Here is a 14,155-nt window from a genome sequence, read left to right as displayed (position 1 = left end):
AGCTTGAAATACGTCGCCCCCTGCGATAGCCAATCTCCAGAGCAATTTTATCCAGTTCCTCACGAGAAGCTGAGGGCAGGTAGAGTGTATTACGTTGGGGCTTGCGTCTCGTTGCGGTTTTTTTTCGGGTAGCAGTCATTTTTCTTCCGTTTCATTTTGTGGGTTAAGCTTCTCTCTGTGATGTAGTGGATGAAAGCCATACTTCTTTGCTGCGGATTATCCATGAGTAGAATTTCAGCAAAATCGTGTGGAATTGATTTCCTTAAAAGATTTGCCTGAGCTGTTGTATGTGATTGTCTGTACAAAAGCTCCGCCATCACATCTTCTGGTACAGGTAAAGGCTCACCGCCAAATGAGATAAAGCGTTGTACGTAAGGGATAGCAGTTATTGTAGTGGAATGAACCTCTTCAAAATCTGCCTGGATAAAAAGATAACCGGGAAAAAGCGGCAAACGTCTTTCTCGATATGAAATTATCTTATCCGGGCGACGATACCTTTCAGTCTCCATAGGACAGAAGTAAGAGAAGTTCAGGCGTTCGAGATGAGCAAAAACTGCTGCAAATCTCGTAGTGGTGAATTGCAAAACATACCATTCCATAGTTTTTCCTTTCAGGCGCTCTCTCGACTCGGATGACCCCGAATCAGAGAAAAAAAACAAAAGGACAAATTTACATCTCATAAAAACTTTATCAGCTACATGTGCTGCGTTCAACCACACAAGCAGATCTTTAGATCGCATTTACGACACATTTCATTTTGTTTGTGCTTGTATTTTATTTATATCTAGATACATATGCTATTTGATAACAAAAAAGCAGATCGATTGATCACCATGCGCTTATTTTATAGTCAAGTTAACTAAATTTTTTACCGCTAGTTACTTTTTACAAAAACTCTGCTAACAAGATAAATAAATCGATCTTAATCAATAAGTTACCGGAGAGTATGAATTATCCTAAACGAATTCCGATTTTCACTTTCTGTTCGCTTTGAATCATCGACTGTTTTATTTGCGAGAAATTTCTCATCTGGAGTTGCTGTTTCTTAATCATCTCCGCGCTGTTCAGCACCAGCTCTTTACTGGATGAAGAGATTCTGTCTATGCCCTTAACCCCCAGGTTCTCTAGCTGCCACTCATTCCTGTGTGCAGTCTTCCAGCCATGCTGTACACCGTTCTTATCAAGTGCAGGGATTTTCACCTCCTTTTGTCCTAACTTCTTCAGCTTAACAAGATCACCTTTCTTAACGTTCTCGCGAGTGGTTAACTCACCAAAATCAGCCCCCCAATATGTTTTCTCCACGCCCTTGTTCAGTGTCTTAAGCTTTATGAAATGCTGCTTTGGTTTGGTTTTATCGTTCTGATAATGGTCGTAGCCAACATCAACAACCTCATAAACGCCCTTCTGTCGTTTTGGCGCTGTTTTGTGCGCATCTTTAATAGACTGGTTAAGTCCATGCTGCTGCTTATGAGTGGCTTTAACGTCATAGCCCTTCATCTTCAGCTCTTCACAAAAACCTGTACGAATTTCCCGTAAATCTTTTTTCCTGATATCAGCTCGTTTACCGTCATTATCACGAATACGAAAAACGACATGCACGTGTGGATGTTCTTTTTTGTCGTTATGATAGCCAAGCACAAAACGATGATTTGGGTACTTCTTGTTCATCGTTTTCCTGACAGACTCAAGCAGATCTTCAGGTTTTACCTTTGCTGATACAGGCGGTGAAAACACAATATTTTGGGTTACTTTTTTATTTTCCTTACCTTTATCATCGAAAACATTTTGAGGGTCATTAGCACGATCTATCATGTGCTCTTTAGCCTCCTGAATCTCATCACCTTTCCATACCTGACCGCTTTCACTCATCACTGGCAGCTCTGACTCCCGGCTCATATAGTCAATACTGTTTCGAACTCCCTGCCGGGTAATCGCACCTCCTGAGATTTTGACAACAACCTCCTTACTGGCACCCTTGCGGTTGATACGTTCCTGAACGTTGCGTTGATAGTTTTTACCACCATTTTTAACTTTATGGGCGAAAGCAGACTTGCGGCCAGCTTCAGAGGACTTACGCTTAACCCTGAATTCCTTGTCAACATAAACGCCCATGATTACACCTCAACCTTGTTAGAAACAGTTCGCCCTTTGCATAACATAATGTAGTTTTCAAACTCACTTTTGAGACTCATTATCTCTGAACTCAACCGCTCAGCGTCCTGATAGAACCCATCTTTATCAAGTACTCTGGCATTATCATTAACGATAATATAATGAAAGTTTCGCCCTATTTTATCTATTGCATTACGGCAACGATTCATCACCAGAAGTTCCTGATCGAAAAAATCAAGTTCATTTTCAAGTGTCGTCTGGATTCGATAACGACATTCTCTGGATAAATTCCAGCCATGACGATGAGCCGCTTTCTCTATTAAAGTTCTTTGTTTCCCTGTCAAATACATTGTGGTTTTGATAAAATCATCATTGTCTTTTGACACATTAACATCTTCATTTTTAACCTTGCTTTTCAGTAAAGCATTGGCAAGCAGCTTCATTCCTTTTGCCACGGTTAAACCCGGTTCATCTGGATAAAGTGTTTTAAGACAATCAAGTAGATCATCATGTTGGCTTTCTTCAATCCTGAATTGAACTTTTTTCATAAAACTCTCCAACAAGAACCGACTGTAGGTCACCGGGCAAACGTTGCGGAATGGCGTCAGAGACGTCATTTTGCGGCGTTTGCCCTATCCTGCATCGCAGTGAACTACCTCCACACATAAATTGTGCTTCAGCGTCCATCGAAATGCAAAAAATGAAAGGCTATCGTGGCTGTGATCTGGTGCGTCTGCGACCGGAGACAACGGATTCGCGGCTAACTTGGGCGGAAATAAATTCGCTACGCGAATGGCCTGGCAGGGGGCGCGAGCGCTGTTTTACGGAATATACAAAAAAAGCACCTCCCGTAAACGGGAGGGCTTCGGCGATTCAGGAACGGGAATTTTATTCTGCCTCTGGTGTGTCGCCTTCCATGCCCTGCCGGGCATCATGGAGCCAGCGGCGGAGGTTACTCATTCTTTCCCGGTTTGCCCGGCTGGGACTTTTTCCCCTGTTACCGCTTAGTATACTCCAGACTCTTAACCCGGCCTCGTTAGTCCAGTGCAATACAATTTCCCCTTTGCTGTTAAATCCCAGCGAAAACCGGACAGCTCCCCGCCTCTGTTCTGCACTGATAAAATCTAAAAACTCCTGTTTTTTCATAGCACCTCCTGTTTTTCTATCAGTGCTTTTGTTTCTTTCTTTTCCAGGGCTTTTCTGAGTAATGCCATGTACTCAGGAAAAGCAGAGAATGGCATCAAGGGAAAAACCGGACGCCCACCCTTTTCAACAGTCTGTATTGCTGATAACATGCGTTCCGACATTTTATATTCCTCGCGAGGGAATTGAGTGTCACGGTATCAGGTTGCCTCCACAACCTGATACCACCCCTAATTGATTAACTCCGCAGTTCTCTTATCGCTTCATTTTTGGCTTCCTCCAGTTCTTTAAGGGTATATGCGAAATTCTTCCAGTTAATTACTTCGTTTATAACCTCAGATTTACTTAAACCACACTCATTAAACCAAAAGTTAATATTTTTCTTGAGGGAATTTTTCGCCGTCAGTTCCTCGGACAACAATTCACTAACAGACGTGATAACATAACCACGACCGCGATTTTTATCTTCGAAAGAATGAACGGCAAGGAAGAGAGTTTCTGAATGGACAAAAGCAGAGCAGGTGATTTTTTCTTTCTTAGTGTTTAAAGCCTGGAAAGTGATAACATACGTGTTCATTTTAGTCTCCCGCCCGTTTGGGCTACTGGATCATGGTAAGGAACTATTCCCGACCTACAAATAAATTATACCATCATATGATGGTAATGCAATTTATTTAGTCACTTTATCCTGATTTTTTTCTCTCTTAACGAGCTGGTAATCTGGATGTTCATCAGCCAGGAGCAAAAGTAATTCATACGTACCAGCGGCTAAACCACGAGACGTTTTACCGGATGTTTCTTTGGCTTGCCAGGCTGATAACGTAAAACCAAACCGTTCAGCGGCTTCCTGCTGCGTAAAGCCAGCTTTAATACGTGCTTGTTTCACCTCTTCAGGTGTTGGCTTAAAACTCATGATTTTGTACCTTCACAATAGTATCTGTATAGAATTTCAATAAAATTGGATCATCAATTTCATCTTTAACGTTCGAGAATTCTTCGTAATAAAATGATTTTTGGAAAACAATCTTTTTAGTTGTTTTTTTATCCGCTTCTTTAGAGCGTACCTTCATCAGTTTTTCAAGTTCAATAAACAAACGTGTTGCATCTTCAGACACAACAATCCTGTATGTTACATTACCTTTGTTTTTCCTGTCGCTCAGGACTTCATTCATTTTTTGCCTCATAGCTGTTTAATAAACCCCGCTACCTTTATGAGCTGATCTACACTCAGGCCACGAATTACCATTTCATATCCGTCGCCCCGTTCTGATACGTTACCATCTAACCCATTCTCAACTTTAAACCCGGTCAATGTCCCATGCCAGCTTTCAAGATGCACTAAACGAGATAGCATTCCTTTCAGGATCAGTTTTTTCTCGCGTTTTTGCTGTAACTGTTGTTCATACTCTCGCGCCATATCTACATTATCTAAAGCATCCGACAGGATTTTCTTTTCAATATCGGCGGCGATTTCTACAGGGTTACGCTCTGGCGATACTGTGCAAGTATGGTAAGGACTTCTCCAGCTGCGACTATCTACGCTTCCAATGATAACTAACCTTCCTTTCTCCATTCGAATATGTATAGAGTAATTTTTAAAATCAGGTGAGGTTAGCTTAATCCTGTACTGGCAATCATCGAGCAGATTTACACGCCAGCCGTTCCCCAGGATTCGACAAACGATTTCAAACACCGGTTTATACCGTTCAAAGAAATTTTTCTGTTCTTTCATCGATTCAGCCTTTTGAACTCAATAAAAAAGCCGTAAATCGAATTACGGCAGTTTTAAGACTATTCATCAAAGTGTCCATCATCACTTGCAGCTTCCTGGGCTTCGCATTCCTGCTGATATGCTTCTTCCTTCGCAAAAAGATGCGCCCATCCTTCTGCGTTTAAGCCACGGTGCAAGACTGAACCATTTTCATTGCATTCTTTGGCTGTAACTTCGATCTCATCCGGGCAAATGTAGGCTCCGTAACTTTCAAAAATGTTTATCAGCTCCGCTTCCGTTATGGTCTTGTTTTTCATCAACGTGTCTCCGAATCAATCTTTGCCATGTTCTAGGGGGCTTTCGCCCCCATTCCGGTTATGCGCTTGCTTCTACACGTGTCCAGCCTGACGCCTTACGTTTACCCGCTGTACCATACATTTCACGAATTTCTTCAATGCTGTGTTCTTTACGGTTCCAGCGGCTTTTGTGTTCTTCAGGACGGTAAAACCATTGTTTTTTCTTAGATGCCCACTTACAGCCCATTTCCTTTAAAATGTCTTTGTGTTCTTTAGTTTCTCCGCTAATCCAGACCCAATTACCAATAACTTCATAGACAATCCCTGTAAGGCCGGAAAGCGTATTCAGAACTTTTTCCAGATCTTCACCGTAGTTGTAACGTGCGTTTTCATCAGTGCTTTGAAACTGATTGATTTTATCAATGTTAGCCATGAGAAAATCAAACGCAGCATTTACTGCTTTCATCAGCTCGGCACCCAATGGATTGCGGTCTGGATGATATTTTAAAGCCGCTTTTTTGTATGCCGCCTTGATGTCCTTTTCAGTCAGATCACCGGATAAACCAAAAACGTTTAATGCTTCCTGAATATTCATTTTTCGCTCCCGCCCGTGTGGGCTTCTGGAATCTGGCAGGGAACCATTCCCAACCAACAAATTCATTATACCATCAAATGATGGTTATGGAATCATTTTTAATGCTTTACATTGTAAAGATTACATAAAGATGTATATTGCTTTACCGCGCATGAAGGGATTTCCGAAAGAGGCGCGAACTGTAGTTACATAATGCGCTGTCGTAACATCGCGCCGGAGACGTTCGCCAGGACTGGCGAACCAACAAGCCCGAATGAGAGCGATAACCCCCCTCACCCCTGCCAGGCCAATTTCTGACTATCAGACGATGTTTAGCCTGTCGCAGTTAGCGCGTGAGCTTGCGAACGGTACGCCGGGTCAGTGTGAAACACTGGCGCGGGGCGCTGTATCTGCGCGTTATGAGATGCGTTAGCAGCGAATTACGGGGCGGGTTGCTGAAACCGATTGATGCCTGACAGCAAAAAATGAATCCGGGCGCCAGCTGCTGCACGAAAATTGCCAGCAAAAAACACTTGGCCATCCTCGCCGGTCGTGAAATTTTGCTGGCATAAGAAATAATCCCCCCGGTATGAGGGGCTTGTCTGAAAGGTTAGTGGTTGGGCTTACTGAGAGTGAACTGTAACCCGGCTACTGCTGCAAGCTGTGCAAGTGTTGTGATGGTCGGGTTTCCGTTCGGGGATAATGCGCGGTAGATACTCTGACGAGCAAGGCCGGATTTTTTGGCCGCCTCTGTTATACCCCCTGATTAGGGATCAGGTTAAAAACGAGCTGTATGACGTTCTAAGCGCATTTTACCCGCTCCGTTGAACCATGACCGGGTTAAAGCGGTTAAAACGCCTCTGAGGGCTTTTGAGAGCATTTAAGAATTGGATCGGAAAAGGATCCCGTCTGGATCTTTTAGAGAGATTACACCGCTCGCCGCAGCCGAACGACAGGGCGAAGCCCGCGAGTGAGCGAGGAAGCGGAATTTCCACGGGGTTTCAATAGAGCACTTACGCGCTAAGGTTAATATTTGCTCAATTTTTGGTGGTGCAGTGCTCAGGGAGGCCAGACGGATCTATCCTCTGGATTTATGCTGAGTTATCCACAGACGCTGTGCATTAAAAGCCTTATATTTTCTTCTTGATCTTAAAAACTTAAAAACTTAGCTCGCTTCAATTACCTGAAAATTATGGAAAAAAATTGCTAAAGGTGAGAGGATTTTTCACGTAAGGTGAGAGGATTTTTCACGTAAGGTGAGAAGATTTTTAAGTTAAGGTAGTTAGATTTTTCACTAAAGATGAGAGGATTTTTCACGTAAGGTGAGAAGATTTTTAACGGTTTCCACAGTTTGACTGAACATCAAGTGAAACATGCGGTTGTTGCTATCTTTAGATATGAAGATCCTCAGATCTTCATATCTAAAGGTGAGAGGTTTTTTAATTAAAGGTTGTATTGTTGTCTTGAATTACAACCTTTGTGGGGTTATGATTTGCCTACATAGGAAAGGTTATATGAGGCTTATCGTGAAGACAGTAACGGGATTAACGAAAGTTAGACATAGAAATGAAGTTGGGGTAACTCTTGCATCCCTTTCCCTTTCAGCAAAAAGAGTGCTTTTTCTGGCTCTTTGCCAGATTGATACAAAGGAAATGTTAGATGATGATATTTTGGAGGTTGATGCTGACTTTTTTTCAAAAGCTACTTCTTTAGATAAATATGCCTCTTATGCAGCTCTGAAAGAGGGAGCTAAAGTTCTTTCTTCAACTACGTTAGTTTTAAACAGAGATGATTTAAAAAATTTGGCTGATGAACTTGGGATACTATCATCTAAGAATAAAATACCTGATCGCTTGGATTTAAACTTAACAGAATTCTGTGCCTATTACGATCATCTTGCAACTGTACGGATAAAATTCACAAATACAGCTAAGCGATATTTTTCTAAGTTGATTGGTTCTGAAAATAGATATACCACTCAGGTATTGAAATCAGTTGTGTTGTTGAACAGTGTAAACTCAACAAACCTTTATCAAGTCATTAGGAAATATTACAGTCAGAATAGTTCAAAAAAATCTTTTGATATATCCGTGGATGATTTAAAAGAGGAAATGGGACTTTATACTATTGAGGAAGGGGAGAAGAAATATAAGTATCCTAAATACTCATTTTTTGTTCGTGATGTTATCAATAAAAGCATTAATGAGATAATTGAGAAAACGGAAATAAATCAGTTATCTTTCTCTGTTGTTGGGAAAAAAGGGAGAATGGCTCACATGCTTAGATTTGAGTTTAGTATAAATGAAAAATCCTCATCCTTTTCGGAAGATGATATGGCATTTTTAGAGGAGTTTGACAAAGTCGTTCCACCAAAAAAGAATAAGTGAGGCAAAACATGGCTAAAATATATGAGTTTCCGCAGGGAGCCGAACGAAGTAAGCTGAAAAAAGAAATCATTCGGGAACGTAAAAAACGATTGCGAGAAACGAACGGTAACCCGGTTATCCGGCACGCTAAATGGTTCTGGTTTTATCTACGTCTTGCTACGGCTGGCGCACTGCATTTAGTCTCTGTTATTTCTCTGGCAGTCCTGGGGGCTTTCAGTAAAGCTATTTTCTGGATTGGTGGAATGCTCTGTGTTGTTACATGGTTCCACCTTGAGCGCCAGTTCTGGACGCCGCAAAATTTCACGATTCCAGTAATCGTAACGCTGTGGGGATTGAGTTTGTTTGCCACTCCCCTGATGGAGCTGCTTAACAAAAAAATGCCGTGGTATCGTCTTCTGGTTCCTGATGCAAAGCACACTAGCACTGAGGCAACCAATGATGATCAGCCGTGAAGCAACAATGTTATCCAGTCGGCTTGCAGTGCTTCTTTCAGCCTTTTATCATCGGTTAATCATAGCGCACGAGGCGAGTTCTTTTCACTGCGATGCAGGATAGGGCAAACGCCGCAAAATGACGTCTCTGACGCCATTCCGCAACGTTTGCCCGGTGACCTACAGTCGGTTCTTGTTGGAGAGAGTTATGAAATATCAGGTTAAAGAGTTTATTAACGAAAAATATTCTAAGGCTGTTAATATTTTAAAGGATAACCTTAAAGAACACTACCATATTTTTTATGGTTTGAGATTAAGTGAGATTCTTTTTCCTGCCAGCGAATACGGCTCTGAAATGTTTTTTCAGGAGTTTGAAGCGATTAACAGTGTAATATTGCCTTTGGTGATTTTTGATTTGATAGACCGAAAGCCGATTATGGTTATCGGCTTCGGTGAAGTATGTGGAGTTGATTCACTTGTTGATTCTGGTATAGAAGTTGTTTCTTTAGACGGTTTAAGCGATCTGCTACTGGTTGAAAAACTGACGCCATTATTTAACTAAACCTCTGGATAACTATCTTTTCAGTTTTCCAGTAAGATTTTTTCTATATCTGAAAGCACTATTTTTTCAATGCTTTCTATATAGTAATGCTCATTAAAACCTGTCATTTCTGTAAATTTTAGCTCTGCATCATCTTTCGAATAAGCAATAACAACTCTGAAATCATTTTCCCACAAATCCCACCTGTATTTGTCTTTTATACGAACCCTGTACAATCCTTTTTGGATAGTGCCATCTTTTTTCTCTTCCTGTACTTTTTTTAATTTTTCATTTTGCACCTGTTGTTCAAGCCATGATTTATTCATAAATCCCCCACGGTTAACGTCTTTAGGCTCGGTTTTTACTTAACGAAATCTTCCGGTTTTACACCTGTTTTTACCTTCATATACTTGCCCTCCCCCCTTAGCTTCGGCTGAAGTTCGGTAAAGTACCATCCGGCAACGGTAATAATGCCTAAAAATACAAAAATAGCAGGCTTCAGAACATCAATAGCTGATACAGCGCATAACTCAATATTGAGATTAGTACAAGTTCCCTCATCAGGTGCATAGAACCCCCATAAGCCTATACCTATAAGGAACATCCCCAATATCGGTTGGATGTATAACAAGTAGATATTAATAAGAGTTTTAATATATCTGAATATGAACATTTTTCTTTCCTTAGGTTTCTTTCTATTTTGGATTTCCAATTCTTAACCAATGTGATGGTTCGACAATCCATTCTCCGCAGTCATAGGCAACGGCCTTATTATGCCTGTTAGCGAACCATACTAACCAGGCTAATAATCGCTGATTGCCGCTGTATTTGGTTTATCTCTAACCATCACAACATATCTCTTTTTCTTAGCCATAACGCTACCCTAATTTTGCAGATTCAAGCAGCCAGTGGTTTTTCAGGTTCTCGTCCAGGTTATCGAATGCGGCCAGCGCTGCCTTTAGAACGGTTGTCTTGCTCTGGCCTGTTCTCTGCGCCTCCGCTTCCAGGATCTCCTCAAAGTACGCTGGCAGTCTGAAGTTCATCAACTTTGGTTTACCCGCTACAGGCGCTCTGGTAGCGCCGGAGATAAAACGCGCGGTTTCTGCGTTTGTTGCTGGTTGCTGAGATTCATCGATGTTCGGGCGGTTTAGTTTTAAAGCCATGAAAATTTCCCCTTGTACGGTATGCATTAATTGTAAATATCATAGTATCTTTATGGTGTATTTACAATGTAAAGATTTCGATGAATATTGTTGATATTTCTATAAAATGCCAATTTCCTGTGCCACAAGTTCAATCTGTGCTTTCGCTGTTGAAAGGCTCGATGCCCGGCTAACGTCATGTACCCCTGCCCCTTCATTACAGGCGCTTTCATACACATCCAGCTCGGATATCCGGGTTTTCAGAGGTTGAATCCAGATGTTGTCCGAACGCAGTAATTTATCCAGATCAATGGCCGCTTTTCTGTGGCGGGGTTTCGCTGAGTTGATTCTGGTGAACAGCACCCACGGTTCCAGAGCTGCGTTAGCTTTCTGAGCGGTGCGGATTTTCTCTGTAACACTGGTCAGTGTTTCGCTTTCGAAATCAGAGGACGGCTTAACCAGTGTCACCACGATATCTGATACTGTCAGGGCGCTACGGAACTCCTGGCTGTCGTGGCCGGGGCAATCGACAATGAGAACTTCACACAGCTTACTAAGGCGCTTAATTTCGTTGCTGACGTTTCCGTAAGCTGCGTGAACCGGGATAGTGAGTAAGCCGTTATCTGTCCGCTTTTCGTTCCAGCTCAACAGATCGTGGTTTTTATCTGTCTTCAGGATAATTACCGACTTACCTTTGTTGACCAGCATTGAGCCTGTGTTAGCCACGTAGGTGCTTTTGCCTACCCCACCTTTATCTGATACGACAAGCAAGATTTTACCCATTTCAGAATCCCTCTCTTTATGTTGTAAAGCTCATGTAAAGATATGAATGTCTTTACATGGTGTGTTTTTCGTAAAGATACTTTTGTCTTTACAGTGTCTTTATAATGCAATGGCTTTACCATGTAAAGCACAAATAAAGATATATTTATCTTTATGGTGTCTTTACATGGTAAATGTTGCTGTGTCTTTATGTGCGCTTTATGGTGTAAATCTTGGTGTGTCTTTACATCATCTTTATGTTGTAAATTTTTAGTGTGACGTTGTCACTATAGGGCTGGGGTCTGTTTGCTGGTTCTTTTTGAGTGTGCCTTCCCTGAACCAACTGAAATGGGTACTGTATGGGTGTGTCTGGTTAACTCAAAATGAACTGGTTCCCTATAATGACTCAAACAGTACCGAAAGGCTTTGTCAGAGCTTACTTACGCGCATCCACGACTGAACAGGATGCAACACGCGCCCTGGACACGATAAATACCTTCGCCATCGAGCGCGGCCTGAGCATCTGTAACTACTACATTGAAAATGAATCAGGTTCTAAGCTTGAACGCCCTGAGTTGTTCCGGCTCCTGAAAGATTGTCAGCAAAACGATATCTTGCTGGTAGAGGATGTGGACAGGCTTTCACGCCTGGTAGGGGAGGACTGGAACACACTGAAGAAAATGATCCGGCAGAAAGATATCCGGGTTGTGGCCGTCAACGTTCCGACAACCTGGCTCGCATCGGGTCACAATGATTTTGACAGCCGAATGTTTTCGGCCATAAACGATATGTTGCTGGATATGCTGGCCGCCGTCGCCAGGCGAGACTATGAACAGCGCCGGGAACGGCAGCAGCAGGGGATCGCCAGGGCGAAAAGGGAAGGGAAGTATAAAGGCCGCCAGGTTAATCAGTCTCGCTATGACGCCATAAACAGGCTGATTGCGAGCGGCAGCTCCTGGAGCCAGATTCAAAAAGTGCTGGGTTGTAGCCGGGCGACTATCAGCAAAGCTGTGAAGCAACAGACCGTTAACAAAATGAACCATGAACCTGAAGGTAGGGAGTAGTTACAACATAATAAACAGTGTGTTGAAGAATAAAACTGATTCTTTATACTGTATATGCATGGGTCTTCCCCGATCATGGTGGGAAGGCTCAGAACGCCATATTCAGCTTTCCGTAGTGGAACATCACCCCCAGTTTAAAGCGCTCCCGGTTTCGGTATCCCCTGGCTTTTATCCTCAGCAGCCTGATCTTGCTGTTAAGTGCCTCCGCATTTCCGTTTGAGACACTGTGTCGCATCGCATTCAGGATCCCGTACAGCCTTTTTCCTATCGTTTTCGCGGCATTTTTCATCATGGGAACGTCACTGTTAGCCGCCAGCGCCAACCATCTCTGCCAGTCACTCCGTCTTTCCTCGCTCCATGGCCTGTTCCAGATATCCTTTGCCAGCTCTTTCAGCGCCCAGCACTGGCTCGTCAGCTTCATCTGTGCACGCAGCCACATCAGCTTTTCCTGCCGGGATTCGGTCATCCACTTATCGCTGTACTGCCACAGGAAGCGGGTTCCTTTTGCCTGGTGTCGGCTTTCAACAGGGAGGTGCGGATGTTCATTCTGACGGGTTTTATCAACTACCTCGCCCAGTTGCTTCGCCACATGGAAGCGGTCAAAGGCGATTTTCTCAACCGCACTGGGTAAGTGGATACGCGCTGCTCTTATATAGCCCGCGTTCATGTCCATTGAGAGCGTTTTGATAGCCAGCAACTGCCCATCAGTGAGCGTGCGAAGATAGCCGGCAAGACTCTCTGTGCCGCGATCATCCGTTAAGGCCAGCGCCCGACCATCGCGATCGGAGATCACCGTTATGTAACGATGTCCTTTTTTAAAGGCGACCTCATCCACATTCATATGACGGGCGGATAATGGCTTTTTTATCCGGGCAAGACCTCGCTTAACTGCCCGGGTCATAATGCCGTCAACCGCATTCCAACTGAGCTTAAGTTGCTTCCTGACAGCATCAACGGTGCTGATTTTCAGCCATGAGAGAACGAACGATTCGAATAGCAACGTATACCGGCTTCCGGGGCCAGCCCACGGAACAGGCAACGTCAGGCAGCCATGCTCCGGACACATAATTCGTGGAACATCGGCTTCAACAATAGTGGTGAACTGGTAGGTATCAAGATGGCGCCATTTACGATGACGGTGATCGTGAACAGAACAGGATTTACCGCAGGTCGGACAGGCTAGCCGGGTGTTTTCAGCGATCTCAATAGTGACAGTAACAGAACCGGCATTTTCATCGAGAGAAAGGGACTTTACCTGCCACGGATCGGACAGGTTGAGAATATGAGCGTAGAGGGACTTTTCGTCCATGGCGGTGACCTCTGGCGATTAAATACACCATTATCATGCCTTCAGCCACCACAACAAGGGAAGACCCATATGCATACAGCTATATTGATCGGAGGTTTTTCATGCCTAGACACTATGAAATTGACTCAGCCTGGCGTGCGAGCATTAAGCGTGAGCCGAACGGTCGTCAGACAGTTACGACAGAAGCCTTTGTCAGCCAGCTTGCGCTGATTAATTTTCACTGGAGTTGTCGCCAAGCAAATCAGTGGATTGAAACCTACGTGACCGTTTTTAAAGACATTTCCACTCAGGAAGGAGAGAACCGGACATTCATGCTTTTTAACCCCAACGGAGGCCGTTAAAAATGGGTTTTCCATCGCCAGCAACCGACTACCAGGAAAACAGGCTGTCACTCGATCAGCACTGTAATACAGGAGCGCCGGGAGTATTCTTTTTTCGAAGTGATACCTACTCTTTCCGGGAAGGGATAAAGCCTGGTGCGCTGCTCATAGTAGATTTTGGGGGCACGCCCGTTGACGGGTCTTTGGTGCTCTGTGTCCTGGAACAAGAATTCAGGATCATGCGATTGCGACTACACCCCAAGCGGTGTCTCCAGGAACTCGATAAGCTGGATAACTTCAGGGCTATACCTGATGACGATGAGGACGGGTTGGAGGTCAGGGGGGTCATTACGCACATTGTGG

General features: G+C 43.5%; 22 protein-coding genes and 1 pseudogene. 6 read left to right on the top strand and 17 right to left on the bottom strand.

Annotated features, from left to right (window positions below):
• Positions 1–89: 89 nt before the first annotated feature.
• The 12 genes and pseudogenes from ACQG1K_RS25315 to ACQG1K_RS25260 form a co-directional block, all read right to left on the bottom strand.
• Entirely contained in the window at positions 90–599 is a 510-nt protein-coding gene (locus ACQG1K_RS25315) for a transcription termination/antitermination NusG family protein (RefSeq protein ID WP_000455437.1), read from the bottom strand.
• Between the two features lie 352 nt (positions 600–951).
• Entirely contained in the window at positions 952–2,112 is a 1,161-nt protein-coding gene (gene mobP1 / locus ACQG1K_RS25310; RefSeq protein ID WP_004199101.1) for a MobP1 family relaxase, read from the bottom strand.
• A gap of 2 nt (positions 2,113–2,114) precedes the next feature.
• Positions 2,115–2,660 (bottom strand): DNA distortion polypeptide 1, encoded by a 546-nt coding sequence (gene ddp1, locus ACQG1K_RS25305; protein ID WP_001348698.1) that lies wholly within the window; start codon positions 2,658–2,660, stop codon positions 2,115–2,117.
• A gap of 340 nt (positions 2,661–3,000) precedes the next feature.
• Positions 3,001–3,258 (bottom strand): hypothetical protein, encoded by a 258-nt coding sequence (locus tag ACQG1K_RS25300; RefSeq protein ID WP_004199355.1) that lies wholly within the window; start codon positions 3,256–3,258, stop codon positions 3,001–3,003.
• The gene (locus ACQG1K_RS25295; RefSeq protein ID WP_000004083.1) at positions 3,255–3,419 is read right to left on the bottom strand and encodes a hypothetical protein; all 165 of its coding nucleotides are present in this window, start codon (positions 3,417–3,419) and stop codon (positions 3,255–3,257) included. Before ACQG1K_RS25295 ends, ACQG1K_RS25300 begins: the two co-directional genes overlap by 4 nt.
• Before the next feature lie 74 nt (positions 3,420–3,493).
• Positions 3,494–3,832 (bottom strand): hypothetical protein, encoded by a 339-nt coding sequence (locus ACQG1K_RS25290; RefSeq protein WP_001099725.1) that lies wholly within the window; start codon positions 3,830–3,832, stop codon positions 3,494–3,496.
• A gap of 93 nt (positions 3,833–3,925) precedes the next feature.
• Entirely contained in the window at positions 3,926–4,168 is a 243-nt protein-coding gene (locus tag ACQG1K_RS25285) for a hypothetical protein (RefSeq protein WP_000008707.1), read from the bottom strand.
• Positions 4,158–4,427, bottom strand: a complete 270-nt coding sequence (locus ACQG1K_RS25280) for a hypothetical protein (protein ID WP_001006717.1) — start codon at positions 4,425–4,427, stop codon at positions 4,158–4,160. The genes ACQG1K_RS25285 and ACQG1K_RS25280 overlap by 11 nt, the downstream gene beginning before the upstream one ends.
• An 8-nt stretch (positions 4,428–4,435) precedes the next feature.
• On the bottom strand, positions 4,436–4,987 hold the full coding sequence (locus tag ACQG1K_RS25275; protein ID WP_000662998.1) for a hypothetical protein: 552 nt from the start codon (positions 4,985–4,987) through the stop codon (positions 4,436–4,438).
• A gap of 59 nt (positions 4,988–5,046) precedes the next feature.
• Positions 5,047–5,283 carry a hypothetical protein gene (locus ACQG1K_RS25270; RefSeq protein WP_000792381.1) on the bottom strand — a complete coding sequence of 79 codons (237 nt, stop codon included), beginning with the start codon at positions 5,281–5,283 and terminating at the stop codon, positions 5,047–5,049.
• A gap of 58 nt (positions 5,284–5,341) precedes the next feature.
• Positions 5,342–5,857, bottom strand: coding sequence for a DnaJ domain-containing protein (locus ACQG1K_RS25265; protein ID WP_001025390.1), 516 nt, complete (start codon positions 5,855–5,857; stop codon positions 5,342–5,344).
• Positions 5,858–6,446: 589 nt separating this feature from the next.
• A pseudogene (locus ACQG1K_RS25260) lies at positions 6,447–6,599 on the bottom strand (DNA-binding protein); the annotation flags it as partial.
• A 610-nt stretch (positions 6,600–7,209) separates the two neighbouring features.
• On the opposite strand from ACQG1K_RS25260, the gene ACQG1K_RS25255 reads away from it, so the two are divergent.
• From ACQG1K_RS25255 to ddp1 (ACQG1K_RS25245), 3 genes are all read left to right on the top strand, one after another.
• Entirely contained in the window at positions 7,210–8,223 is a 1,014-nt protein-coding gene (locus ACQG1K_RS25255; protein ID WP_001348704.1) for a replication initiation protein, read from the top strand.
• 8 nt (positions 8,224–8,231) lie between these two features.
• Positions 8,232–8,675, top strand: a complete 444-nt coding sequence (locus tag ACQG1K_RS25250) for a hypothetical protein (RefSeq protein ID WP_001074369.1) — start codon at positions 8,232–8,234, stop codon at positions 8,673–8,675.
• A gap of 187 nt (positions 8,676–8,862) precedes the next feature.
• The gene (ddp1, locus tag ACQG1K_RS25245; RefSeq protein ID WP_000877224.1) at positions 8,863–9,216 is read left to right on the top strand and encodes a DNA distortion polypeptide 3; all 354 of its coding nucleotides are present in this window, start codon (positions 8,863–8,865) and stop codon (positions 9,214–9,216) included.
• A 20-nt stretch (positions 9,217–9,236) separates the two neighbouring features.
• On the opposite strand, the gene ACQG1K_RS25240 is transcribed toward ddp1 (ACQG1K_RS25245), so the two are convergent.
• The 4 genes from ACQG1K_RS25240 to ACQG1K_RS25225 form a co-directional block, all read right to left on the bottom strand.
• Entirely contained in the window at positions 9,237–9,521 is a 285-nt protein-coding gene (locus tag ACQG1K_RS25240) for a hypothetical protein (protein ID WP_001043731.1), read from the bottom strand.
• Between the two features lie 35 nt (positions 9,522–9,556).
• Positions 9,557–9,868 (bottom strand): hypothetical protein, encoded by a 312-nt coding sequence (locus ACQG1K_RS25235; RefSeq protein WP_000469598.1) that lies wholly within the window; start codon positions 9,866–9,868, stop codon positions 9,557–9,559.
• Positions 9,869–10,073: 205 nt separating this feature from the next.
• On the bottom strand, positions 10,074–10,358 hold the full coding sequence (locus tag ACQG1K_RS25230; RefSeq protein WP_001185481.1) for a hypothetical protein: 285 nt from the start codon (positions 10,356–10,358) through the stop codon (positions 10,074–10,076).
• Between the two features lie 99 nt (positions 10,359–10,457).
• Positions 10,458–11,120, bottom strand: a complete 663-nt coding sequence (locus ACQG1K_RS25225; protein ID WP_000516402.1) for a division plane positioning ATPase MipZ — start codon at positions 11,118–11,120, stop codon at positions 10,458–10,460.
• 380 nt (positions 11,121–11,500) lie between these two features.
• On the opposite strand from ACQG1K_RS25225, the gene ACQG1K_RS25220 reads away from it, so the two are divergent.
• Positions 11,501–12,163: a recombinase family protein gene (locus ACQG1K_RS25220; RefSeq protein ID WP_001549893.1), complete on the top strand. Its 663-nt coding sequence runs from the start codon at positions 11,501–11,503 to the stop codon at positions 12,161–12,163.
• Between the two features lie 88 nt (positions 12,164–12,251).
• On the opposite strand, the gene ACQG1K_RS25215 is transcribed toward ACQG1K_RS25220, so the two are convergent.
• Positions 12,252–13,472: an ISL3-like element ISKox3 family transposase gene (locus ACQG1K_RS25215; protein WP_417645277.1), complete on the bottom strand. Its 1,221-nt coding sequence runs from the start codon at positions 13,470–13,472 to the stop codon at positions 12,252–12,254.
• A gap of 101 nt (positions 13,473–13,573) precedes the next feature.
• Between ACQG1K_RS25215 and ACQG1K_RS25210 the strand changes: the two genes are divergently transcribed.
• Together ACQG1K_RS25210 and ACQG1K_RS25205 are read left to right on the top strand one after the other, a co-directional pair.
• Positions 13,574–13,813, top strand: a complete 240-nt coding sequence (locus tag ACQG1K_RS25210) for a hypothetical protein (protein ID WP_001549892.1) — start codon at positions 13,574–13,576, stop codon at positions 13,811–13,813.
• A gap of 2 nt (positions 13,814–13,815) precedes the next feature.
• Positions 13,816–14,155 (top strand): S24 family peptidase (locus ACQG1K_RS25205; protein ID WP_032428144.1); only part of this gene is annotated, 340 nt, incomplete at its 3' end.

This window comes from Enterobacter cloacae complex sp. 402C9 (genome assembly GCF_050030745.1).
GTDB classification, from domain to species: domain Bacteria; phylum Pseudomonadota; class Gammaproteobacteria; order Enterobacterales; family Enterobacteriaceae; genus Enterobacter; species Enterobacter intestinihominis.
The sequence above is the reverse complement of the archived record's forward strand: the minus strand, read 5'-3'. Positions and strand labels throughout refer to the sequence as shown.

Coding starts and splice junctions, on each gene's coding strand:
- ACQG1K_RS25215 (WP_417645277.1), bottom strand. CDS start 13,472: ATGGACGAAAAGTCCCTCTACGCTCATATTCTCAACCTGTCCGATCCG.
- ACQG1K_RS25290 (WP_001099725.1), bottom strand. CDS start 3,832: ATGAACACGTATGTTATCACTTTCCAGGCTTTAAACACTAAGAAAGAA.
- ACQG1K_RS25210 (WP_001549892.1), top strand. CDS start 13,574: ATGCCTAGACACTATGAAATTGACTCAGCCTGGCGTGCGAGCATTAAG.
- ACQG1K_RS25250 (WP_001074369.1), top strand. CDS start 8,232: ATGGCTAAAATATATGAGTTTCCGCAGGGAGCCGAACGAAGTAAGCTG.
- ACQG1K_RS25230 (WP_001185481.1), bottom strand. CDS start 10,358: ATGGCTTTAAAACTAAACCGCCCGAACATCGATGAATCTCAGCAACCA.
- ACQG1K_RS25275 (WP_000662998.1), bottom strand. CDS start 4,987: ATGAAAGAACAGAAAAATTTCTTTGAACGGTATAAACCGGTGTTTGAA.
- ACQG1K_RS25315 (WP_000455437.1), bottom strand. CDS start 599: ATGGAATGGTATGTTTTGCAATTCACCACTACGAGATTTGCAGCAGTT.
- ACQG1K_RS25225 (WP_000516402.1), bottom strand. CDS start 11,120: ATGGGTAAAATCTTGCTTGTCGTATCAGATAAAGGTGGGGTAGGCAAA.
- ACQG1K_RS25280 (WP_001006717.1), bottom strand. CDS start 4,427: ATGAATGAAGTCCTGAGCGACAGGAAAAACAAAGGTAATGTAACATAC.
- ACQG1K_RS25265 (WP_001025390.1), bottom strand. CDS start 5,857: ATGAATATTCAGGAAGCATTAAACGTTTTTGGTTTATCCGGTGATCTG.
- ACQG1K_RS25295 (WP_000004083.1), bottom strand. CDS start 3,419: ATGTCGGAACGCATGTTATCAGCAATACAGACTGTTGAAAAGGGTGGG.
- ACQG1K_RS25220 (WP_001549893.1), top strand. CDS start 11,501: ATGACTCAAACAGTACCGAAAGGCTTTGTCAGAGCTTACTTACGCGCA.
- ACQG1K_RS25235 (WP_000469598.1), bottom strand. CDS start 9,868: ATGTTCATATTCAGATATATTAAAACTCTTATTAATATCTACTTGTTA.
- ACQG1K_RS25240 (WP_001043731.1), bottom strand. CDS start 9,521: ATGAATAAATCATGGCTTGAACAACAGGTGCAAAATGAAAAATTAAAA.
- ACQG1K_RS25300 (WP_004199355.1), bottom strand. CDS start 3,258: ATGAAAAAACAGGAGTTTTTAGATTTTATCAGTGCAGAACAGAGGCGG.
- ddp1 (WP_000877224.1), top strand. CDS start 8,863: ATGAAATATCAGGTTAAAGAGTTTATTAACGAAAAATATTCTAAGGCT.
- ACQG1K_RS25285 (WP_000008707.1), bottom strand. CDS start 4,168: ATGAGTTTTAAGCCAACACCTGAAGAGGTGAAACAAGCACGTATTAAA.
- mobP1 (WP_004199101.1), bottom strand. CDS start 2,112: ATGGGCGTTTATGTTGACAAGGAATTCAGGGTTAAGCGTAAGTCCTCT.
- ACQG1K_RS25270 (WP_000792381.1), bottom strand. CDS start 5,283: ATGAAAAACAAGACCATAACGGAAGCGGAGCTGATAAACATTTTTGAA.
- ACQG1K_RS25255 (WP_001348704.1), top strand. CDS start 7,210: ATGCGGTTGTTGCTATCTTTAGATATGAAGATCCTCAGATCTTCATAT.
- ddp1 (WP_001348698.1), bottom strand. CDS start 2,660: ATGAAAAAAGTTCAATTCAGGATTGAAGAAAGCCAACATGATGATCTA.